This is a genomic window from Nitrosomonas sp. ANs5 (assembly GCF_050584665.1).
GTDB lineage: Bacteria > Pseudomonadota > Gammaproteobacteria > Burkholderiales > Nitrosomonadaceae > Nitrosomonas.
This window is the reverse complement of sequence record NZ_JBEUDO010000047.1, coordinates 1-23,343: the sequence shown is the minus strand read 5'-3', so window position 1 is coordinate 23,343 and position 23,343 is coordinate 1. Positions and strand designations below refer to the sequence as shown.

Below are 23,343 nucleotides of genomic sequence, written 5' to 3'. Positions count from 1 at the left end.
AATTCGCAGATAGAGGTTGCCCTGTCCTGCAATCTGGTTTATGCTGTGCGGCCATATTGCCCTAAGGGCATTCCAAACGGAGAAGTGACCGAGTGGTTGAAGGTGCACGCCTGGAAAGCGTGTGTACGGTAATACCGTACCGCGGGTTCGAATCCCGCCTTCTCCGCCACTTATCTTTATAAGTATCTGATTAATAATCTGATTTTAAATCGCTAATATTCCTACCGTACTTTCTACCCTGCTTGCAAACATTTTATCTGTAAAGCCCTAGACTTGATCTAGTAGCTTCGAAAATCAGTTTCAACTGAATCTGACATTGACTGAATGAACTCAATCCTTTGTAGTCAAGCCGTATAGTCCTAATCGAAAGCATCTGATGATTAGTATCAAGAGGGAAGCGTATTCTGAGGTTCATAAACTGCCTGGATACCTTCTCCATAATATAGGAAGTTTTTGAGTGAACAGGTACTATTCCACTCGATGACCAACAATCAACACGACAACTTCAATGGACCAGTTGATATTGAGCAGTTTACGATCTATTTGGTTAATATGAGCTATGAAGTCACTGGTAAGCGCATCCGTGACTAGCTCGCCGCCAGCAAGTGATGTGGCTACACTATTTACTGCTTTCTTTGCCTCTCTCTGCTAAACTGGCTAAATAATCGCATAAAACACTGTTTACCACATGCATTTGGGTACTTCAACCAGCAAGGATAACGAATAAAGAGTGCTTACGGTTAAAAGCCTTTCAGACCATAAAAAAAGCAGATACGGGCTGTTCTCCTGTATCTGCTTTACTAGCACCTTACCCCAAAACGATAGGGCTTGAGCTTTATGGATAATTATGATTGGTTTTAGTTCTTGGTGCTCCACGTTTCACAGCAGGACTTCGGCATTGTCCCTTGCGCAGGAGTTTCATTTTCAGCCTTGTTATTGGTTTACAGTATTGCTCTGACTTGCAAAGGTATAGAATGACCATTTTAAGGTTCTCTCGTAATTCGGTTTCTTGCGCGTGTATTAGACCAATCCCCAATCTATTTATTTCTTCGAATAGCCTTTTATACTTAGGGTCATTGCAGTTCCAGTAATTCCCTCTGCCTTTGGTAATTACTTTATTCCAATATTCACCTATTTCCTTGGCGATGTGACTATCGTGCGAGTGCTTTGATCCATCAAATAATAAAAGCAAATGCGCGTGCGACCTTCTTTCCACCCCAAATTCGATTTTTTCAATGTAACCGAGTAAGTTTTTAAAGAGTTTATTGTGCCTCATATTGCCATGCAGATGCTCAAGGTCTCCCGCGAGTTGTTCTATGCCTACATCCAGATCTTTCCAGTAACCAAGATCGACCCGAATAACAAGTAGCCGAGCATATCTTGAAAAAAGAGTATCGAGATAATGGACAAATTCCCGACAATTCTTTTCCACTGCACGTTTTCTATCGAGTATTTTTTTTCTCGTTTTAGGCTCCCGTAGTCTCGTATGGAGTACTTTAATGAAAGCATTTACTGTGGTTCTAATCTCCTCATAGGACTCCTGGGTTTCGTATGCTGGTGCAGCAAAGAAATTCTGAAAACGACGATCCTTATATGGAAAGTTAAACTCCTTGCAAATCGTTAGAAAAATCTCGATTTCTTCGCCATAGTAGCATTCGGAAGGTAAATCGTGAACTATATTAATATAGTCTGGCAGATATCGCGCAAAGACATGGGCAGGTCCCCTATAAGGGTTTGGAATAACCATTCTGTTTTGATTCCAAAGTGGTTGCGGATATAACTCGCTATAACTTTCTTTGGCTAACCTATCCATAAAACATAGCAGTTTTGGCATACAAAATTCTACTTGAAAGTTTCCAGGAGGGTGCCGTGACTGTCCGCATGGCACTTTGTACCATTCATATTCTATTAGAGAGCTCATAGCGGCTCTGCAGATGCGCATATTTAGATCAGTAAGACTTGCTGCCATTGTTCTTTTTCCCTGATTTAGAATGAGATTTCAATGGTGTCTCAGCGATACTTTGTTTGCTATTCGCCAGGTGAATGTGGTAACATAAAACGGATATTAATAGTGTATTAATATTATAAATATCCCGAATTCCATACTCATAGAATATCGCTGAGAAACCGGTCTTTGTACAATCCGTCCTCCTGGAATACAAGTCCACTTTGGATGGGTTGTGTTGTACATACATATGCCGCCAGAATCACAAGCTGGCAGCAAAAAGAGCGCTAGTGTTTTTGCGCCGGTCGAGCTTCGAGTTGAGCTCTTACCCAATCCTCAATCTCGCACAGCGACCACGCCGCAACGCCTCTTGATCCGGGCGAAAGTTTGGCTTGCCTCGGAAAAGAGACATCAAAATACGGTGAATTTGGATTGAGGCGCGCGTAGATGCTCGCCCGTGACAGGCTTGTGAGCTGCATGACCTCACGCACCCTAATTAATTTGGACATTCTCCCCCCCCAAAAAAAACAATTAGACAAACGCGAGCCTTTAATTAAGACGCACGGATAAATTGGTGCCAAACAAAAAATATAGAATTTATGCGCCCTGTTGTTGCTGGGCATATGGTGCATGGACCGAACCCACGCTTTAAGTATGATAGCAAATGAAAAATCTTTGCTATGTGCTCAAGTCATCTCTGCAAGCATGATTGGCACTCTAATCAGTATCGCGCTAAAACGAAGTTAATCAATTTTGGCGGATTTTTATAGGAGAGGGTACTTATGTCACCCAATATGGAATGAGGTAGTTCGGGTTATTATCTTTATCTAGAGGTTCTCCTGAGTTGTGAAAATCGGTTATAAAATTTTTATAAACTTAACCAAATTCTTTAAAAATTGGTACTTCTGGCCCCGTTTGATTTAAAGCGGAGATTTTGCCGCTCACGTTTATAAAAGTCAAGCAAAAATTCAAACTATACTGCCTGCGCATATTTCATCTGTGCGCGTGAAATGCTCGTAACTTTTGCTAATTCGGCGTAATTGTTTGAACAAGCCGAAGATACCCTCGACTACCCAGAGTCGGGGTAGCACTCCAATTTCCTGGCCTCCTGGTAAGCAACACCACCGCCAAACATAACGTAATCCATCCCAAAAGACGGCCGCTCTAGCCGTCATTTACTCAAATCTTCTTCAATTTCTTGCAATGACCCGGCAAAGAGCGTCATCACGGTCCTTCACACTGACAACTGTCACTATCATCCCAAAGCCATTAATCCTCTCCCCAGCATCAGAACCGCACAGACCAAACCGCAGTACTTTTTACGCTTGTCTATCCAGAGAACCTGCCGCTGGATGTCCAACAAAAAAATAGTAGTTAGTAAATTGAATTCCAGGACTGAAACTCACAGGGGCAATTGCCGCCATTGATAACCTGTTTTTAAAACATACAGGATTGAATTTGTCACCCGGCGCAGGCTTAATTCTCTCGACCTTCCCACGACTGACACCGGCAAGCGGGGTTTCAATAAATGTCATACTCCAGCGCTTGGATGACTCGGAGAACGCTTCTGCTGCTTCTTAAAATCCAAAAAAAAGTGCCTGTTAGCAGCCCAAATCGAATTTCCAAGCAGCCTTTACAACATGCTATCGAGGCGATTAGCTTGTAGGTTGGTTAATCGGTGTACAGAAACAAGCCGGATTTCTGTACTAAAGATAACATGCTAATTATAATCATTTAAGTATTAACAATGTACAGCAATAAAATTGTTTATGTACAAGCTTTTTTTCTATACGTATTAACTTTGTACATCATTTCCAGCGCAAATTGTCACGCCATCAATCAAAAAAAATGCTCCCGAATGGCCCGATAGCCGAGAGCACTTTTCAACCAAAAACCCTTTTCATAAAAATTCAATCCTATATATTTTTTCTGAGCAATACCTAACGGGTATTGCCCTCATTTGCCTATCCTTCAGGCAAGTGAATCTTCCATTATGAAAAGCTATTCGTTTACGAATGCATGACAAGTTTTTCATTTCCTCCCACAGATATATTTCACCAGCTTCTACTTCAAATCAGAAACATGTCTGTGGGCTAACTATATTCAGGAGTTATTACCATGAACATTCAATGTCCCAATTGTCAATCTATTCGCATTACAACCAAAGATGAAGGTAAAAAGGTAGGTGGCGTGATCGGTGCGATCGGCGGCGGCATCCACGGGATCTCGGGCGCACTGAAAGGATCCCAAGTCGGGCGCGCGGTAGGTTCTATTGCAGGACCTGCCGGGGGAGCCGTGGGCAGTGTCGCGGGAGCTATCCTCGGTTGCCTCATCGGTGCAATCAGTGGCGGTGTCGCTGGCGCTAAACTGGGAGAAATTGTCGATCAACGCATCCTGGACAACTATTTGTGCCAGTCATGCGGGCACAGTTTCAGCATCATTTGTCATGCTGGTCATTCAGAGCCGAAAATAGTCGGTGCAAATTTCTTCAATTTAACTGATTAGGAGTTCTTGTGGCACATCTTATCGAACAAATGGCTTATATGGACCAGACACCCTGGCATGGCCTGGGAAATCGTCTGGGTCCCAAACAACCGCTTGAAGTCTGGGCACAACAAGCGGGAATGAGCTGGTATATAAAAGAGTCCCCAGTGCATTTTATGGCCGAGTCAATTGGAAGCATGGCCTCCATCCATTCATTTCCGAAACAAAAGGTTCTCTACCGTTCCGACACCAAAGCAGCCTTGTCGGTTGTATCTCAGCGCTACAAGATTGTGCAGCCAGCCGAAGTTTTGGAGTTTTACCGCGATCTCACAGAATATTCCGGTTTCGAGCTCGAAACAGCCGGGGTTTTAAAAGGAGGCAGAAAATTCTGGGCTTTGGCCAAAACGGATCAGTCAATGGCACTCAAAGGAAACGATCTGGTGAATGGTTACCTGCTTCTGGCTACTTCCTGCGATGGCACATTAGCGACGACAGCCACACCGACCACCATACGGGTAGTCTGCAATAACACGCTCACCATTGCCTTGAATGGAGAAGCACGTGCTATCAAGGTGCCGCACAGCACTCGCTTTGAGCCGCAAGTTGTGAAGCAGCAGCTTGGTGTCGCTGTGTCCCAATGGGACGAATTCATGTATCGCATGCGTTATTTGGCCGAGCGCAAAGTGAAATCGAGCGAAGCAATCAATTACTTTGAGCATGTACTTTGCGATCCTCAGCTAGAAAATGCTGGTCCTGCATCCAATAACGAGCGTGCCTTGAAAAAGGTGCAAAGCCTCTATGACGGACAAGGCCGTGGAGCACAGCTCGATTCTGCCAGAGGTACTGCCTGGGGACTGCTCAGTGCCATCACCGAGTATGTCGATCATGAAAAGCGAGCTCGCAGCACCGAGCATCGACTGGATTCTGCCTGGTTCGGACAGGGAGCATCCATCAAACAGCGCGCACTGGAGGCGGTTCTGCAATTAGTAGTTTAAATCACAGAGGGGAATAGAACGCCCGGTAGGCTCACGCTTACCGGGCTTTTTTGTTTCCATGAATAAGTCATCAGGAGAAAATTATGCAAATACTACCCACGCCTGCACCAGTTAAGTCTCGCGTAGCCTTGAAGCTGGTGCGCACCAAGGCGATGCCCCGGGAAGAATGGCTCGCCATCAGAAAACAAGGCATTGGCAGTTCAGATGCCGCTGCTGCAGTTGGATTGAATCCCTATATGTCCCAATTAGAGCTTTGGCTTGAGAAAACAGGTCGTGACGAAGGCTTGCCAAAGGCCGATCCCTTTAATGAAGAAAGCCCGATGTACTGGGGTAATATTTTAGAGCCTATCGTTGCCACGCATTATTCCCACCGGACCGGCAATCGGGTGCGACGAGTCAATGCGGTGCTTCAGCATCCTGATCTACCCTGGATGCTGGCTAACATCGACCGTGAAATCATCGGTGCGAGTGATGTTCAAATCCTCGAATGCAAAACAGCAGGCATCAATGGCACAAGACTCTGGAAAGAAGGCGTTCCGGAGTATGTTCAGCTGCAGGTTCAGCATCAATTAGCGGTGACGGGCAAGACAGCCGCCGATGTAGCCGTCTTAATGGGTGGGCAACATCTGGAAATACACAGAATCCTGCGAGACGATGCACTGATTGATCGCTTAATTCAGCTTGAACGGACCTTCTGGCATCACGTTGAATCGGATACGCCACCTCTGGCAGATGGTTCGGAATCGGCACAATTGGCTTTGAGCTGTTTGTATCCAGAAGACTGGGGTACCACTCTGGACTTTAGACAGGATCGGCTTTTGTCAGCCACTTTTGCTGATCTGCTGAGTGTACGACAAAGTTTGGCGGATTTACAAAAGCGTGAAGCGCAATACAAACAATCCATCCAGCAAGTAATGGGCGAAGCCAGCCGAGCAAAGTTCGAGGCGGGTGAAATCACCTGGAAAAAAAGCAAGGACAGCGCTCGCCTTGATGTGACGCGTCTGCTCAAGGATCAGCCTGATCTGTTGCAACGTTATTCGATAACTCAGGCGGGAAGTCGTCGTTTTGTCGTCATCGACTCCGCCCAATCAACCAGCCTGAAAGGAGCATAGCATGTTAAAAGGCTTGACCATCACACCGCCGATACTGGGACGAATATCCATCGGCAAGGTCGTCGAGAGAAACGGCAAGCGTTTGCCGGAAAAGGATGATCAATTTACCATCACCAGTCAGATTCAGAGCAGAGACGGCTGGCTGGCGCATCCGTATGACGAAGGTTTGCGCAAGGCGCAGGGCGGAAAAATACGCAGTATTCCGATCCGTTTGATGTTCAATGAACCGGATTTGAATTTCCGTGCGGAGTACACCTTGTTCGACAGACATTCCGGCAGACCTTTGTGTGTCGGCAATGGTGAAACCTGTCGGCGCAGAACGGAAGAAGGGGTTGTTGCTTTTCCTTGCCCGTCGCCGGAGGGTTGTGCTCTGGCTAAAGGCGGGGCCTGCAAGCCTTACGGTAGATTGAATGTTATCGTTAGCGAAGATGACCCGCTGGGAAGTTTTATCTTTCGCACCACCGGCTTTAACAGCATTCGAACTTTGGTGGCACGCTTGCATTACTTCAAAGCCATTTCCAGCAATCGCTTGTCCTGTCTGCCGCTGGAATTGCGTCTACGGGGAAAATCAACGCTGCAAAGCTATGGCACCCCTATCTATTATGTTGATATCTCGGTGCGTAGCGATCTGAGCATTGAACAAACGTTGGCGGAAGCACGGCGGATTGATGCTGAACGGCAGGAGTCCGGATTTGACCAGGGTGCCTTGGATAATGCGGCTCGTTTGGGGCTGGGTAATGGCGCGTTCGAGGACGGCGAGGAGGACGGTAGTGCTGTAATCGAGGAATTCTTTCCTGTTGAGGGCTGTAATGAGGGAGGTGAAGGCAATAGAACCTTGCCGGTTCCAGAAATGACTACTAGACCGGGCAATCAGCCGTCATTGGTATCGAAACTGGAGGCAAAAGCGCAGGGTTTGCGTAATGAAGCTTGTTCTGGAAGTCAGGGGTAATTGAGCAATTGTTATTCAATCTGCCGGATTTCCTGGTTCGGCAGATTGAATCTGGATTGCTTCTCTATGGTTAACGTGCGTAAGCGATCGGTATATCTTGCCATTTGGTCGTATAGCAGGGTGATATGTTTTCCCGTTTCATGCTCCAGGACTTTTTATTCCCTGCTGAAAACACAGACACGGTATTGCGTCCATACTTCTGATTCAACTGATCTATTGCATTCATCAATTTTTCTGATTTCTCGTCTGCTCCATATCGTGCTAGCAATGATTGCTGGTATATTGCCGCGGAGTCAATTCCGGTCAGAATCACGCCTGCTTTCTTATAAGCATAGCCTTTACGATAGATATGTTTGAGTCCAAACAGCGCCGCTCTGATCAGCAATCGCGTATCACTACTGGCATTGGGAAGGGGAACGGTAATGCTGTTACTGTATTGCTTGTCTTGCTCACGGAATGGATTGGTTTGGATAAACACCTGGATTGCATTGCAAGCCGAGTTCTGCCGCCGTAGCTTTTCTGCTGCACGGCTCATATAGCTGGCAACGGACTCACTAAGTTCGGGGAAGTTATAGATTAGTTGGCCAAATGATCGGGAAGAAATAATCTGCTTTCGTGGAGCGGATACCGTTTCTAGCGGGAGGCACGATAATCCTCGCAGCTCATAACCCAAGCGCTCCATCACTACCCCAAACCTTGCCCGTAACCAAGCGGTTGGCGTATCGCGTAGCGCGATCACGCTTTTAATTCCGGCTGCATGCAGATGCTTGTTCATTTGGCGTCCCACACCCCATACTTCACTCACTTCGATTGCTGATAACAGCGCTTCCAATTGACTGGATGGCATGGATGAGAGATCGCATACGCCGTTAAAATCCCGTTGCTTTTTGGCGATATGATTGGCAAGTTTAGCCAATGTCTTGGTTGCTCCAAAGCCTACACACACTGGCAAACTGGTCCACTGGCGTATACGATTACGTATCGATTGCCCCATGTCCGTGGGAGTCGGCCAAAGCTTGCCCAAGCCTTGCAGACCCAGGAAACACTCGTCAATGGAATAAACCTCAACATGAGGACTGAAATCACGCAGGATCGTCGTTACCCGATCCGACATATCGCCGTAGAGCGTATAGTTGGATGAGAGTGCAACGATGTGATGCTGTTTTGCCAAATCCTTGAGTTGGAACCAGGGTGTACCCATTTTAACGCCGAGCGCTTTTACTTCATTGGAGCGGGCCACTGCGCAACCGTCATTATTGGATAGCACCACTACTGGTTGATTCTCCAGATTCGGATTAAAGGCGCGCTCGCAGCTGACATAGAAGTTGTTCACGTCCACCAGCGCGAACATTGGTTTGCTATTGGGAATGTTACCTGTGGTCATGATCACACACTAATTAACGCGAGAACGATGTGTCTGTGCCTGGGTTCAGGAGAGGATCGAATGGTACGATGGTTGTCATGGTGAATGCTTTCGGTCATGATGAGTACTACAGTATAAAGCACTCATTTGACGAATAACACTTTGATGATATGTGCGGACGTTTTGCCCTGGCTTACCCCCGTTCCAGTCTGATTGACTGGTACCATGCAGCATCGATGCCGGATATTGAGCCACGCTATAACATTGCGCCCACGAGCAATATTTTGGCGATCCGTGACAGTGCTAATGGTCGGGAAGGAGCGATGATGCGCTGGGGGCTGATTCCAAATTGGGCCAAGGACACGAAGAAGCTGCCTTTGATGTTCAATGCACGCGCAGAATCGCTGACAACCAAGCCCATATTCAAACATGCCTTCAGAAGGCAACGCTGCCTCATTCCTGCTTCGGGCTTCTTTGAGTGGAAACTGCTGCCAGACAGCAAAAGCAAACAGCCTTTCTATTTCTGCGCCAAAGACGGTCCGCTCTCCTTCGCAGGAATATGGGAAACTGCGACAGTCGATGAAGTCACAATTGATAGCTGCACGATCATCACCACAGCAAGTAATGCCTTGATGCGCTCCATTCATGACCGTATGCCCGTAATTATCCCACCTGAAGTATGGGATGCTTGGCTGACGCCTGCCGAGCAACCCGACGACATGCTTTTATCCCTTCTGCAGCTTTCTGCCGCGCCAATGCAGTTATGGCCAGTATCGCCTGCGGTAGGACGAACAAGCAATCAGGGAGAGCAGTTGATTCAACCGGTCAATGAATGAGTTCATCTTCTCACTCACCTCATGGCGCTGATAATCCGCTGGAAAAACTACAGGGATCGGTAGAGCGGGTTACCTTCCATAGTGAGTCATCTGGCTTCTGTGTTTTGCGAGTAAAGGTCAAAGGCCATAGAGAACTCGTCACAGTGATTGGTTCAGCGGCTGCTGTTACGGCTGGTGAATATATCGAATGTTCAGGTTTCTGGGTCAATGATCGACAACATGGTCAGCAGTTTAAAACGGTTTCTATAAAAATCGTGCCGCCTACTACTTTGGAAGGGATCGAGAAGTACCTGGGTTCTGGCATGATCAAAGGCATTGGTCCCCATTTTGCCAGGAAACTCGTGAAAGCCTTCAGTGCTGATGTGTTTGATGTAATCGAACTTACCCCGGAGCGGTTATTGACGCTACCTGGAATTGGCAAAAAACGGCTAGAACGTGTTACGAGTGCCTGGTCTGAACAAAAAGTGATCCGGGAAATCATGGTGTTCTTGCAATCGCATGGCGTGGGCACCTCACGCTCTGTGCGTATCTTCAAAACCTATGGAGAACAGGCCATCGACAAGGTGAGAGAGAATCCCTACCGACTGGCTTTGGATATTCACGGTATCGGTTTCAAGACGGCTGATACATTGGCGCAGAAACTGGGAATCGCTCCAGATTCCTTGATTCGCGCCCAAGCCGGGGTGCGCCATGTTTTACAGGAATGGTCAAACGACGGGCATTGTGCTGCAGTACGGGAGACATTGTGTACGATGGCGGTCAAATTGCTGGAAATACCTGCACCTGTTATTGAGGAAGGGATAACTGCGGAGCTCAATGAAGGCAATCTGACAGCTGAAACCATCGATCAACACGAGACCGTCTTTCTTACTCCGCTTTATAGAGCGGAAGTAGGATGTGCAAATCACCTGCTACGCCTCAATCAAGGCAAAACTCCATGGGGAACCATTGATGCTCGGAAGGCTATTCCGTGGGTCGAAGAACAAACCGGACTTACTTTATCAACCTCCCAGCGTGCAGCAATAGAATTGGCGCTGCAGCATAAAGTGACGGTCATCACGGGTGGACCAGGTGTGGGCAAAACTACTTTGGTTAACAGTATCCTGAAAATTCTTACCGCCAAACATGTCAACATTGCCCTATGTGCGCCTACCGGCCGAGCAGCCAAGCGGCTTTCTGAATCCACAGGGCTAGAAGCCAAGACCGTCCATCGACTGCTGGAATTTGATCCTGCCATTTTTGCCTTCAAGCATAACGAAGAATTTCCTCTGGCATTGGATTGCCTGGTAATCGATGAGTCCTCCATGATGGATGTAACGTTGATGAATCAGTTGTTAAAGGCCGTTCCTTCCAATGCAGCGTTATTGATTGTCGGTGACGTGGACCAACTGCCATCTGTTGGTCCCGGTGCAGTCTTGGCAGATATTATCGACTCGGGGAAGATTGCCACCGTCAGGCTGACTGAGATTTTCCGGCAAGCGCTAACGTCAAAAATCATTACTAATTCACATCGGATTAACCAGGGTCTATTGCCACAAACCGATAGCTCTCAGGCATTGAGTGATTTTTATTGCATTTATGCAGAAACGCCAGAAGAGATTTTTACCAAATTGATGCAGGTAGTGCTCGAACGGATACCGCAACGTTTTAATCTTGATCCGGTGAGTGAGATTCAAGTACTGACACCGATGAACCGAGGGGGTCTAGGCGCGCGTTCGCTTAACATTGAACTGCAGCAACGGTTAAATGGGTCGAGTGAGCCAAAGGTAACTCGCTACGGTTCAATCTATGCGCCTGGAGACAAAGTCATTCAGCAGGTAAACAATTACGATAAGGAAGTATTTAACGGGGATATTGGAACTGTTGTTTCTATTGATGTTGAAGAAAGCTTATTGCAAATCAATTTTGATGATCGCACCGTGGATTATGAATTCAATGAGCTGGATGAAATCTCCCTGGCTTACGCTATCAGTATTCATAAGGCGCAAGGTTCAGAATATCCGGCAGTGGTTATTCCTCTGGCGATGCAGCATTACATGCTTTTAGAGCGGAACTTACTCTATACAGGCGTCACCCGTGGTAAGCAGCTGGTTGTGATCATTGCGCAGCCCAAAGCTTTGGCCATGGCGGTAAAGAGCCAGCGCTCACAACGTCGAGTAACCAATTTGACTTCCCGTCTCTCATCAGAGGTTGAAAAGAATAGGAGGTAACGTCAGCTGCTTTATAGGAAATTGACACGAATTACGGGGGGAGTACAAGATGGCCGGCCGTAGCTGCTCGCCACCGCTCGGTTCCTTCATTAGAAGGTAAATCCTATTACGGTGGGATTTTGGATAACCTTAAAGCAGTTCCTAAAACGTGTTATCCACAATTTCCGTGGATAAGGCTGTGGGTAACCGCTTTATGTCGAGGAAGGGTAATGATTATTCATAGTGCTTCGAAATGAAGCTAATGATTGGCGAGCGAATAAACTCACAGCAAACTGCTCTGCATTTGCAGGGTAACTTATCAGTAGCAATCTAATAACAACAAGAGCTCTCGGCGACGCTATGGGCTCGATAATCTGAAAGCGTCGCAATCCTTCAAAGCGCCCTCGGTCTTCATTGACCCTGGGCGTTTTGCTTTTTTTGTCTTTATTATCGATAAGGAAAATGTTTAAGATCAGAAGAGTCAGAAAGCCGACCCGTCGAATTTAACTCATTCTCGGAATTAGTTCGGCTTACTCCAAGCTCATTAACACCAACTGAAAAACAGGTAAGGATTCTTAGGCTATCTGCAGACATCTACTACTGAGCGCCGGACTGTTAATCCGGAGGTCCCAGGTTCGAGCACTGGTCGAGGAGCCATCCATGTGTAAACATCTGTTATACATAGATATTTCCAAGCTTCCTCAATAAACATGTTGGAGTGAGCGCCGGACTACTATTTTTTAATCCACAAATCCAGATAATCGATCTAATATCTGGCTTTTCAATGCGATGCTGAATTTTGAATCCATTTCGATCATCACGCATTGCATAAATGGCCAGTTCAGATTTTTGCTCAGACTTATTTCTCGCTGGGAATATGCAAGTTTTTTGACTCGTTTCATACTGGGAGAGGTTGCGTGTTTTTTTGGATTTTGTAATGAGTCGAAAATTTGTCTTCAGTTTCTTGCCAGGGAATCTTTGCCGATAATCTTAGCAAGGGATCCGTGGGATCAAGTTACAAAAGCAGGTCTATGTCAAACAGGTTTGTTTGATGCAAAGGAGGGATTCTAGTGAACATTTTTTTAACCATTTCGACCAGGAAATTATGCATAATTCTAAAATATTTGGTCGAAATGGTTAACTAAAAACAGTGTTATGTATATTTATATCAATAGGTTGTAGTGTTTTTCAGGGGCTACTAATTACGCTCATGACAATAATTCTCCTCTTTATAGTGGATATCGTATGGCCATTTCTATACCAAGATGATCAGACACGGTGTTACTGGGTAATTGGATTGCCCGTACTTGGCCACGTACAATTTCAGTGCCAATTCTAAATAAATATTGAGGTTCAGGGCTAGGTGGGGCGTTAGGAACAAGAGCGATGCTGGTAGGTAATATACTTTGGCTAATTAACATATAGTCAAGCCTCATGGGAGCTGTATTAACTTCGCCAGCCAAGGTGTTGCCTAAATTGCCCCATGGGCTATTTGGAGCGGTATTTATCCATTCTTTACCAATGTAAGTAAAACCTGGACTCCGACTGCCTGAAATGCTCACCCATGCATCTCTCAAGAAAGGAAATAAAGAGAGCATTTCATTATAATCTGCTGAATCTACCCGATTAGTGGTATTGACTGTCCGACCCAAAGGTGGGCTAACACCAGCCAAACTCCCCCAATTTTCAGGTTTAGGTGCAATGACATTAATATCTCCCATGAATACTATGGGTTCATTAGTAGTATCAATACGCAGGTTCCGCATAAATTGTTGGAATTCACGTAACTGTTGCATACGCACCTCTGTATCTTTTGTTTCATAACCAGATTGCATGTGTGTGTTAAAAACATGTATATGCTTATTGCCGGGCATCCGGATCTTGGCATAAAGAACTCCTTTGCTGGCCAAGTTATCCGAACCCCTACCATTACTAAAAATAAAAGCACTAACAGCAGTAATTGGGAATTTAGATATGAGAAGCAAAGCTCCATCTTGGCCTAGCGCGAGCGGTCTTGTGTTGTCAGGACCTAGCACATAAAAACGACTGCTTAACGGATGAACTGGATTGGTGATTTTGCCAACCACTATTCCTGTATTCTTGCTATTCGGTCTTGCATCAACCACCTGGGCTGTTTCCCTCTGTCGATGCCTGCTGTCGCTACTTACCCGATGTAGTCTCGTTTGATCGAAGTCAATCTTCGTTAAACCAGTGAATGCCTTTTGAGGAGCCGCTAACATTACTTCTTGTAGACAAGCAATATCAAAGCTGCGAGTCATCTCTCTGAGAATAGGAGTTCTATTTGGAATATCCACTTTTTGTTTAGCGAGGCGAGCCAGCATTAACATAGTATTCTGCGTCAGTAATCTTACGTTACTACCAACACCCATGAGACGATCCCATCGAGTACCACCGAATCCTCCAGTCACACTTAGCCGCAATAATGTGAAAGCATCTCTAATCTGAAAAACCAAGGTGCCATTACCTCCAGTGCGTCCCTTGGGTACGTCTGTCCATAAGCCGCTAAATGAGTTTCTAATTATGATATTATCAGGTAAACCACTGGGAATCGTGCAGCGGAATACATTAGAAAATTGTCCAGACAATTCACCAAACCAAACCAGATCATTCCCTTGGTGGCGGATGTAATAGATGCCCCCATCATCACCCATCCATACGCCTGTCAAGTCAGCTATGCCACTTCCTTCAAAATAAGCAGGCACAAATGCTTCACTTTCAGGCCGATAGGTCGTTACTTGCCAATTACGACCACCAAAGCCTCCTGACTCAGGGAACTCATTCGTGCGGCTCATGGAATTATCATCGGTCCCTACTGTAATACGTAGCACTCCAGAAGAGCGAGTGCGACCTTTCGGTATATCAAACCAATCTCCGATTAATCTATTACCTTCGCGCTTACCAAAGAAACAATTAGCAAAACTACCAGCATTGGGAGTTTCAGGACGTTCACCAAACCAAAAAACCCGATTGCCAAATTCGCGGACAAAATAGGTTCCTCGATCATCACAGCTAAAAACTTTTGTTACTGGCATTTTCTAAATCCTACTTTAGTCGATCGCCATACCGCTATCCGGCATGGATGCTAATAAGTTGGTGGGTTATGCACCTATTACTTGAATTCACGACTCTTCCTTGGTAATTTTCTGCTGTACTGAGATCAAAATAGCATTGATAACTTTTTTTAAATTATCTCAGCAATTGAGACAATGATTTTGACAAATATTTGGATAAAATACCATTATAATATTAAAGAGAATAGTTTTCGTTTTACCTCTACTAGAGGTTGGCATGAAAATGTAGTGCAATAAATGTCAATGTCTAGAATTATCAATCTATTTTTGACTATATTGAGGCTAAATCCCATGATGATATTTCTTCGCAACGCAACTATCAAAGCATCACTAATATCGTTGGTAACGTTATTGTTCGCAGGGAGCGTTGAAGCACAGCCTAGTTCGTTTTACAGGCATCACTCAGACAAAACAGCACCATTGATGAATAACGAGTTATCTTCTGAACAAATGAATAGTTCAGCCTGGGAATTGGCACAAATACGAATTCCACCTATTCGATTCCCAGATAGAATAGAGATTCCCGTGATAGACGAAAGAATTGCCGAAATAATCAGACAACGAGGTGATTCAGTGAATCAACCTCAATTTTTAGCAACGAGGATCACCCCTGAAACTTCTGACCTAGATCCGGTAGTTCTTCCACGCAAGGACAGAGAAAATCCTCGACAAAGAGAACAAAAAGTTTTTACTGTATTTTTTGGTCCACAGGGTGGACGCCCGCCAAATTCTCCAGCGGAACAAATTGATTGTAGTCGTCTGGCAATTAAATCTCCCCAAGAAGATAACTTACGACTGATTTTTCGTGTTGAAACTAAACGAAATGTCACAGGCGGCACTGCCCGGACACAGTTAATGTATGAAGACGGTATACCAGAGGGGAGTGGAAATAATCGTGGTACATTGGTTTGTAATGAGCCTGATAATTCCTTATCTTTTAGAATTCCCGGTCGCCTTCTAGGAGCAAGTGATGTAACAGTTTATGCCATGGCCTACTCTAAAACTGGTTTGTTTGCCTATCGGGAGTTTAAATACAAAGTAGAGAATCCCGATATTATTGTTCGTCTGACTAAAATTAGAAATAACTCTACCAAACGTAATTGGGATGTGAGAAATCCATTCCGACCTTCTTCTGGTTTACCAGACATTTACATTATTACTCAGGCATTTTTGAATACAGGACGACCTACAATTGATCGCGAGAGGCGCCCCGCAACATCTGCTCCCCCTCAGTTGGGACCATGGGATAATGTACCACCTAATGGTGAGCGTAGACCAAATAATACGATGGTCTACAATGGTGAAGTAGGTTTAGGTTTAGAATTGGGAATCTTGGCTTACGATCATGACGATTATAACTTGGCCCTTATTAACGCTCGGCTCTGGCAGCATTCGAGTGCTATCTATTGTCAAATTGAGCAGTATTGCCCCAACGCAATTCCTCAGCTAACAGCTCCTTTGCACACGCTAATGCAAAATGCAATTGAAAGAGGTAGTAGAGATGACTTCATGGCGGGAGCAGATATAAGTCTCAGAGCAGATTCTGATCGATCTGCTAGTTCATTAGTTGGTCGAAACTGGGGACTAGACGGTACACCTTCTCGATATCCTAGGGCTGATGGTTATGAAATTAATATGGGTAATGTCTCTGTATGGCTTACTTTCCAAGAGGCAGAACTTTCTTGGATTAATCCAGAAGATTTAATTTAGAAAAAGGTAAAAAAATTCATAAAAATAGAACTTACTTTTTCTTTCACAGTATGGTAGTTCATGGATAAAAAGATGACATATTAATCGATGCGCTCGATCGTGATAAATATATTGCCGGGCTTCAATTTTTGCCTGATTGAAGGTTGGCGGTGCTGCCAGTGCTGTGAGACTGAAGAATACAAACAGCAGGCTAATGCATCTCGTATGTGTGTTCAATATTGAGGGAGGCCAAGTCTTTTGGTAGGTGCTTGCAGCAGATAAAGAGAACCCCACCAGTTCATTGTAGATCTGGCGGGGCCTCAGATTTGTTTTTCAACTTTTTCATAGGGATCACTATGAGAAACTTATAACGGAAGTTTTTACAGTAACTTTAGGTTAATTCTCACCCAGGTGCATAGCGCACGTGAAGTTGATAAGGTGCTACTCAGCAAATTCTATCAGGGGCAGAGGCAATGCGCCTCATACAAAGGCCGGATGTCTGGCTGCAATCCCCATAAGCACCGGTAGATCGGTTCAACAAAGTTTATCCGGCGCCAATAAGGAAGCAGCTAATGCAAACTGGGGAAGGCGGGATAAACACTATCCGTTAACTGCCAACTCGGAAAATTTCCTCCACATAATCGACGAATCTCAGTGCATCTCTAAACATTGTATAAATTTCTTCGTGTGTTTTATCTATTGGGGTGACAGCAAAGTTTGTATGGACTAAAACATTTCTCATTCTTCCGAGAGTCATAAACATTTTTTCACCATCTCTAATAATTTCATTTTGAGAAACATCTTCCTTATGCTTTTTCTTAATGTTTTCACCAAAATGGGAAAAAAAACGATTCGCATTATTTTCTTTCCAGTCAAACAAGGTATGATACTGTCTCTCGAGGGCTTTTATTTTCAATAGGCTGGAAATTTTTTCATCCCCATTTAATAGCGCATCGCTATAATCAGATAATGCAGTAATTATTCGTTCTTCGAAATAACTAGCAGTAGCAAGAATCAATACCTTTGCAAATCGTCTATCTGCATCGGACTTTAAAGATATTTCCTTTTTTTCCAGCAAGAAATCGGACAATTGTTTATGTTGGATAAAGTAGCTGTCTATAATATTATCCATGCTACTCCTCCATAATAACCTTTGCTCTTTTCAACCTAATCTGTACGTTGTTTGTGTTTGCTGTGTCTGTTTGAGATGCTTCAATGAAATCCTTATCTGAAAATACTCTCTTAATTTTTTCTGGATCTAGCTTGTTGGTTATAAGCTTTTCCTCTGCAAACAACTTGCTGGAAACCGCAGCAAATACAGCCTCAAAAAAAAGAGTTGCGAACCTACCACGAGAGCTGAAGAAAATTTTATCTGGCAGATCAGCTGACGCATCAAGAAACGAATAAAATAAATCTCTCAGATAATTTATTTTATCTTCCTTCAGCTTTTTACAGTTATTTGAAAAACTATTCAAAAACTTAACCATTGACGGCTTATAATTAGTTCCTTCAATCAGCATCGCAAAGCTTCTCAACAAAATCTCAACATCCCTTGTATGCAAATCGGCTTCCGCTGAATCCAGCAATCGCCGCCAACGCTCGTCGTTGTTAATTTTGAAAAGCATGTCATAGAAATTCGAATGGTATAAGCTCGCTCTGATTTCTTGTGGAGTAAGGTTTACGCCACCAGAATTGAGTCGATTAAATATTTCAAATACTGCCGAGTCATCATCTTCTGGTAAATTTTGTTTCACGATGACGTTTCTTACAGTCCTCATGTCAAAACCAAGTTTCAAATCTCCAAGTGTTGAATAATTCAATCCATGGAAGCGATTTTTATGACCTGGCATAGGCTCAGATAACGAGAGATTAAATTTTCTGAAATAAGTGTCATCTTCAAGTATTTCTGATGGTATATGTCCGTGATCGCCAAATATTCGCCTTATCTCAACTCTCTTGTCTTTTCTTGGAAATCGTTGCTTAATAAAGTAGAAAATACTCATTAGACGTTGTTGCCCATCTATGACCAAGAATCGATTCCTGGATTCTTCGTATAAGAATATTTGTGGTATTGGCAATCCTAGCAATATTGACTCAATTAGTTTAGATGCTCTTCCAATATCCCATACGTAATTTCTTTGAAATCCTGGTATTACAAGGGCACCTGATTCCACGAAGTCGAATAGGGTTTTCAAATTGAAATCGTTCGGTGATGCCGTGACATCATACTCTTTGATTGAATATTCTTCAGAAAGAGTAGTTTCATTATCATACCAATCATTTTCCATATAAATTCCTATGACTTTATCCATCTAATTCAATATCTGACGTCCGGCCAATCGGGATAGTGAGGCAACTTACGATGCCTCTCCCTTCCCTACACAGGGTAGAGGACTAAAGGAGGCACCCATTAACTTGCCTCTGTAAATAATTTAAATCCGGCTCCCACTTAAGCTTTACCAGATAAAATCCTGCTTTGAGGTAAATAGACAGAGATGAGAAAACGAAGTTTTTACCTGGTTGTGCGGATGGAGGGAGCTGAATTTCTAAGTAAGCTCTAAATAAAAGTTAGCTTCAATAAATTAGATTATTGCGCATAAACACTCCGATCCCCTCCTGAATAATTACTGTAGACATGCTGGTAAACCAGATTTACCCTCTCGTTAACTTATTCATCAGGATAGGCTTCTTGCGGTAACCATTGCAGACTATCGAAAATGATGGTTTTTACCTGCGCTGTCACTTGAGTGCTCTCGCGCCACCGTTCTATTCTTAGTTTCTCAGCTTTCAGGGTGGCTAGTGTTTTAACCGCAACCTTCTTGACTTCCTCTTTTTCTTGTTTGGAAAGTGAAGGCTTTCTCAATAGGTCAAATATGGCGAGTGTCTCCTCATCCAGGCCCTCCAATATGGCACGGGATTCTTCCTTGGACATCCCCTGCATAAATTCATGCAGATCATCGAAGGCTTTTTGGACACTCTGCAGGTCTTTACCTTGATTGTAATCTTCGATGATTTGCTTGTAGTTCTCGTAGAACGCGAGTCGTAGCGGATTCTGCTGCACCATTTTCTCTAGTTTGCGCTCGATTGCTTCTTGAAGGTCAAATACCAACAGGTTCTTGTTGTTAGATTTCTGGAATGCTTGCCTCAGCTTGTAGAAGTCTAACTTTCCTAAATCCACAAAATTATCATCACCACCGGTTGAATTCTCGGTCGTGACGCTCATGTTCACTTCCTGCTGAAGTCTACGAATCACATCGGTAATATCCGCACCTTTGACCTTCTGGTTTAGCTGCGCATATACCGCTTGAATGGCGTTGTGTTCTTTGATATAGGGTTTAATCTGCTCCTCAGGATACAAGGCTTTGTATTTGCGGAAAACATTACGCGCCATGAATTCATATTCAGTACGAGTTTTTTCATTCAGGCAGATGCAGTTCATGGCTTTATGGATTAGAGCCAGTTTTTCCATCGGACTTTTGGCGTTGATTAGTCCATCCAGTTCAAATTCCACGCCTAGCAAGAACTTTCGCACTACAATGATAGAAGCTTCAAGTTCAACAGCTAAACCTGCTAATAATTCAGCTGGCGTTTGTGGATTATCATCAGCACCGTCACCATTATTTCTCCCGCTATTATTGTCACCTTCGCCATAAATGGCATAAGCTTCTTCCAATTTGCGGTATACGTTGCCGTAATCGACAATCAGCCCATTTTCCTTCTCATCGTCATACACCCTATTTGCACGAGCGATGGTTTGCATGAGGGTATGGCCTTTGATTGGCTTGTCGAGGTAGACAGTGGAGACGCAAGGCGCATCAAAACCGGTGATCCACATCGCGCATACGATAGCTAGACGGAAGGGGTTTTCTTCGTCTTTAAATTCCTTCTCCAGATCACGCTCCACCATTTTCTTACGATGGGGTTCAATTTCAAGCCCCATAGCGCGAAATTTAGAGATTTCGTTCTGTTCGCTGCTCACCACTACGCATACTTCGGTTTGTTCTACACGTTTGAGGTGCTGTTTCAGTTTCAGCTCTTCCTGCTGATCTTGGGCTTGTTCAATACGTTTTTTTAATCCCGGGATATATTGCGACCAATATTTCATCACGAGATCGTACATTCGCACGGCAGTAGGCTTATCTAGCGCAATGAACATCGCCTTGCCCTGATAACCACGCTCGTTGAAATGCCAGACCAAATCCTTGGCAATGGCATCCAGGCGGGCTTCTGAGGTCAGAATGGGATAATCCCGGTTAAATTCGCGTCTCAATTTAGCGCGTTGATCGTCATCGAGATCTTCGCTTTCGATGATTTCAGCCATACGCTCATCCAGGTCTGGATTTACGATACCGAGTTTTTCTCCACGGTTCAGGTAACGTAAGGGCAGTGTTGCGCCGTCCTCAATGGCTCGCTTGAAATCATAGACGGAAACATATTCACCGAAGATATTCTTGGTAAGTTCTAGCTCCTCCCTGATAATCGGCGTTCCAGTGAACCCGAGATAAGAGGCATTGGGGATGCCATGAAAGCGCATGTTCTGAGCAAATTTACCGCCTTGTGTTCGGTGGGCTTCATCGGATATGACGATAATGTTCTTCCGGTCGGTAATCAACGGGTAAACACTTTCCGTCTTTGGGTCAATTGAGAATTTGTGAATCAACGTGAAGACGTAGCGGTGGTTTTCAGCGAGTAAACGACGCAGATCTTCCCGATTTTTTGCTTTGATATTCTCTTCGGTAACTGCACCTACACCAGTAAAAGTGTCATAAATCTGTCGTTCAAGTTCTGAGCGATCCAATACAATCAGGAAGGTGTAGGAACCTCCAAATTTACGGTGGATTTTCTGGCACAAGAACACCATCGAGTAGGATTTACCCGAGCCTTGTGTATGCCAGAACACACCCAGTTTTCCTTTGAGTTCTTCGATGTTGCGGGCTTGTTCTACAACCTTATTCACCCCGATGAACTGGTGGTTCTTGGCCATGATTTTGGCTACATTTCCGCTTGCGCCATCAAACAGCAGAAAGTTTTCTAAAAGGTCAATCAATCGAGTGCGATCGCAAGTACCACGCAGCATGGTGTCGAGACTGACTACACCTTCTTCCTCTTCCTCAATGCGCTTCCAGTCCTGAAAGAATTTATATGGGCTGGTGATCGTGCCAAGTCTCGCATCCGTACCATTACTCAGGATGATAAAAGCATTGCAATGAAAAATAGCAGGGATCGTGTCTTTATAGTCTGTTAAATTGTCGTGGTAAGCATTGGCAAGGTCAGTGTAGTGCGCCTTGAGTTCGAAGAACACCAGCGGAATGCCATTTGCAAAGCTTACTACATCAGGACGGCGGCTATAGAGTTCGCCTACCACCTCAAGCTGGCGCACGGCAAGGAATTCGTTTTCTAATGGATGTTCAAAATCGAATACACGCAGACGTTTGACTTCCATTTCACCCTGAGGATTGCGATAGCTTACTTGCACACCTTTGGTGAGTAGCGCATGCTTTTCCTTGTTGATCTGCCCAAGGGTTTTATCGGCAGCCTTTTCGGTGATCAGGTCAATCGCGTGAGTGTAGGCAGTAGCAGGTAGATCGGGGTTTAGTTTTTCCAGCGCAGTGCGTAAATGCCGCTTGAGGATCACTTCTGACTTGTTGGCACGCCCCAGTAGTCCATCATCACCGAAAATTTCTTTCTTCCATGCATAGACGACCTTCCATCCCAAATTTTCCAGTACTTCCTGTGTGGCGGCTTCCACCAATCCATCTTCGGAGTATTCGTAACTCAAGCGACTTCCTGCAATAGATCAGCTGGGTTATAGTTGTCTACGTCAATTACGCCAGTCATGAGGCGAGGTAGTAGGATGTCTCGGGCTTCGCGTAGGCGAGAGTTCTGAATGTGAATTAGTTCAATCTCGCGATCCATAGCTTCTACAAGTAGGTTGAATTTCTCAAGAACGACCAAAGATGGCTCAACAATATCAATTCGGTGCATGTCGTTTTTTGTTACCGAATTAAAAATTGCACCACCACCCATCATATCTTCTTCAAAAAACAACTTCTTCAGTGAGCAATACAAAAATCCTTGTGCATTTTGCTTGTGTCTGAGTGCAGCCAAACCGCGTCCTAGAATCATTTTCTCCAGTGCAATATTCAGGCGACCGACTGGCGCGCGAACGCTAAACAACACGTCTCGGCGTTCTGCGCATCTTGAGCCACTAGTACTCCAGCAAGTATTTGTTGGGAAGCGGCCACCATAATCCTTGACACCTTGATGAAATGGCAATCCTTTACCTTCAGAGTTATAAAATTCAGATTTAGGGCTTTGACCCATCGTGATTTCACACATTCCTCCTAGTTTGGTTTTTTTCCACCCCTCAGGAAGTCCAGTGACCGAATTGATCGGAGTAGATTCATAACCAGGAAAGCGCAAGCGCACGAACCACTCTTCATAGGTGATTTGCGCCATTTCTTCGAGCAGCTTAATCCGCTTTAGATTGTTTTCGATTAGGTCATCGTATGTCGATAGAATACTTGCGATTTTTTGTTGAGTCTGTAGTACCGGAAAATACACAGGTAACTTCTCGAGGATTCCTGTGCTGAGGTTCTTCATGGTTGCACCGACAGCGTTACTATCTAGCCATTCAACAATTTCATTCTTTGCAAGATAGTACCTAAAAAAATACGGGTTGAGAACTT

At 44.6% G+C, this 23,343-nt stretch carries 16 protein-coding genes and 1 tRNA gene; 8 read left to right on the top strand and 9 right to left on the bottom strand.

All coding sequences use genetic code 11. The features are described 5' to 3' along the window. Positions 1 to 78 precede the first annotated feature (78 nt). A tRNA-Ser gene (locus ABTW62_RS10960) sits at positions 79 to 169 on the top strand. A gap of 666 nt (positions 170 to 835) precedes the next feature. Here ABTW62_RS10960 and ABTW62_RS10955 read toward each other — a convergent pair. The 3 genes from ABTW62_RS10955 to ABTW62_RS10945 form a co-directional block, all read right to left on the bottom strand. Further along, on the bottom strand, positions 836 to 1,969 hold the full coding sequence (locus ABTW62_RS10955) for a YagK/YfjJ domain-containing protein (protein WP_430904620.1): 1,134 nt from the start codon (positions 1,967 to 1,969) through the stop codon (positions 836 to 838). A 263-nt stretch (positions 1,970 to 2,232) separates the two neighbouring features. Further along, positions 2,233 to 2,454 (bottom strand): helix-turn-helix transcriptional regulator, encoded by a 222-nt coding sequence (locus ABTW62_RS10950; protein WP_430904619.1) that lies wholly within the window; start codon positions 2,452 to 2,454, stop codon positions 2,233 to 2,235. An 810-nt stretch (positions 2,455 to 3,264) separates the two neighbouring features. Further along, positions 3,265 to 3,480 carry a hypothetical protein gene (locus ABTW62_RS10945; RefSeq protein WP_430904618.1) on the bottom strand — a complete coding sequence of 72 codons (216 nt, stop codon included), beginning with the start codon at positions 3,478 to 3,480 and terminating at the stop codon, positions 3,265 to 3,267. A 583-nt stretch (positions 3,481 to 4,063) separates the two neighbouring features. Here ABTW62_RS10945 and ABTW62_RS10940 point away from each other — a divergent pair. The 4 genes from ABTW62_RS10940 to ABTW62_RS10925 all read left to right on the top strand — a co-directional run bounded on the left by ABTW62_RS10940 (position 4,064) and on the right by ABTW62_RS10925 (position 7,485). Further along, the gene (locus ABTW62_RS10940; RefSeq protein ID WP_430904617.1) at positions 4,064 to 4,450 is read left to right on the top strand and encodes a hypothetical protein; all 387 of its coding nucleotides are present in this window, start codon (positions 4,064 to 4,066) and stop codon (positions 4,448 to 4,450) included. Between the two features lie 8 nt (positions 4,451 to 4,458). Continuing rightward, positions 4,459 to 5,424 carry a DUF932 domain-containing protein gene (locus ABTW62_RS10935; RefSeq protein WP_430904616.1) on the top strand — a complete coding sequence of 322 codons (966 nt, stop codon included), beginning with the start codon at positions 4,459 to 4,461 and terminating at the stop codon, positions 5,422 to 5,424. Positions 5,425 to 5,561: 137 nt separating this feature from the next. Next, positions 5,562 to 6,536 carry a YqaJ viral recombinase family protein gene (locus ABTW62_RS10930; RefSeq protein ID WP_430904621.1) on the top strand — a complete coding sequence of 325 codons (975 nt, stop codon included), beginning with the start codon at positions 5,562 to 5,564 and terminating at the stop codon, positions 6,534 to 6,536. A 1-nt stretch (position 6,537) separates the two neighbouring features. Continuing rightward, on the top strand, positions 6,538 to 7,485 hold the full coding sequence (locus ABTW62_RS10925; protein WP_430904615.1) for a hydrolase or metal-binding protein: 948 nt from the start codon (positions 6,538 to 6,540) through the stop codon (positions 7,483 to 7,485). A gap of 70 nt (positions 7,486 to 7,555) precedes the next feature. Here ABTW62_RS10925 and ABTW62_RS10920 read toward each other — a convergent pair whose 3' ends face one another. Beyond that, positions 7,556 to 8,869, bottom strand: a complete 1,314-nt coding sequence (locus ABTW62_RS10920) for a Y-family DNA polymerase (RefSeq protein WP_430904614.1) — start codon at positions 8,867 to 8,869, stop codon at positions 7,556 to 7,558. 149 nt (positions 8,870 to 9,018) lie between these two features. On the opposite strand from ABTW62_RS10920, the gene ABTW62_RS10915 reads away from it, so the two are divergent. Then, entirely contained in the window at positions 9,019 to 9,684 is a 666-nt protein-coding gene (locus tag ABTW62_RS10915; RefSeq protein WP_430904613.1) for an SOS response-associated peptidase, read from the top strand. Further along, positions 9,681 to 11,894 (top strand): SF1B family DNA helicase RecD2, encoded by a 2,214-nt coding sequence (recD2, locus tag ABTW62_RS10910; protein WP_430904612.1) that lies wholly within the window; start codon positions 9,681 to 9,683, stop codon positions 11,892 to 11,894. Before ABTW62_RS10915 ends, recD2 begins: the two co-directional genes overlap by 4 nt. A 1,208-nt stretch (positions 11,895 to 13,102) precedes the next feature. On the opposite strand, the gene ABTW62_RS10905 is transcribed toward recD2, so the two are convergent. Next, positions 13,103 to 14,926, bottom strand: coding sequence for an endonuclease/exonuclease/phosphatase family protein (locus ABTW62_RS10905; protein WP_430904611.1), 1,824 nt, complete (start codon positions 14,924 to 14,926; stop codon positions 13,103 to 13,105). Positions 14,927 to 15,388: 462 nt separating this feature from the next. Between ABTW62_RS10905 and ABTW62_RS10900 the strand changes: the two genes are divergently transcribed. Continuing rightward, complete coding sequence (locus tag ABTW62_RS10900; protein ID WP_430904610.1) at positions 15,389 to 16,675, top strand: hypothetical protein; 1,287 nt, start codon at positions 15,389 to 15,391, stop codon at positions 16,673 to 16,675. A 586-nt stretch (positions 16,676 to 17,261) separates the two neighbouring features. Here the strand turns inward: ABTW62_RS10900 and ABTW62_RS10895 are convergent. From ABTW62_RS10895 to ABTW62_RS10880, 4 genes are all read right to left on the bottom strand, one after another. Further along, a complete protein-coding gene (locus ABTW62_RS10895) occupies positions 17,262 to 17,786 on the bottom strand; it encodes a HEPN domain-containing protein (RefSeq protein ID WP_430904609.1) in 525 nt (174 codons plus the stop codon). A 1-nt stretch (position 17,787) separates the two neighbouring features. After that, positions 17,788 to 18,966, bottom strand: coding sequence for a DUF262 domain-containing protein (locus ABTW62_RS10890; protein WP_430904608.1), 1,179 nt, complete (start codon positions 18,964 to 18,966; stop codon positions 17,788 to 17,790). Positions 18,967 to 19,322: 356 nt separating this feature from the next. Beyond that, positions 19,323 to 22,433, bottom strand: a complete 3,111-nt coding sequence (locus tag ABTW62_RS10885) for a type I restriction endonuclease subunit R (protein WP_430904607.1) — start codon at positions 22,431 to 22,433, stop codon at positions 19,323 to 19,325. Continuing rightward, on the bottom strand, positions 22,430 to 23,343 hold a 914-nt coding region (locus tag ABTW62_RS10880), incomplete at its 5' end, for a restriction endonuclease subunit S (protein ID WP_430904606.1). The genes ABTW62_RS10880 and ABTW62_RS10885, both read right to left, overlap by 4 nt.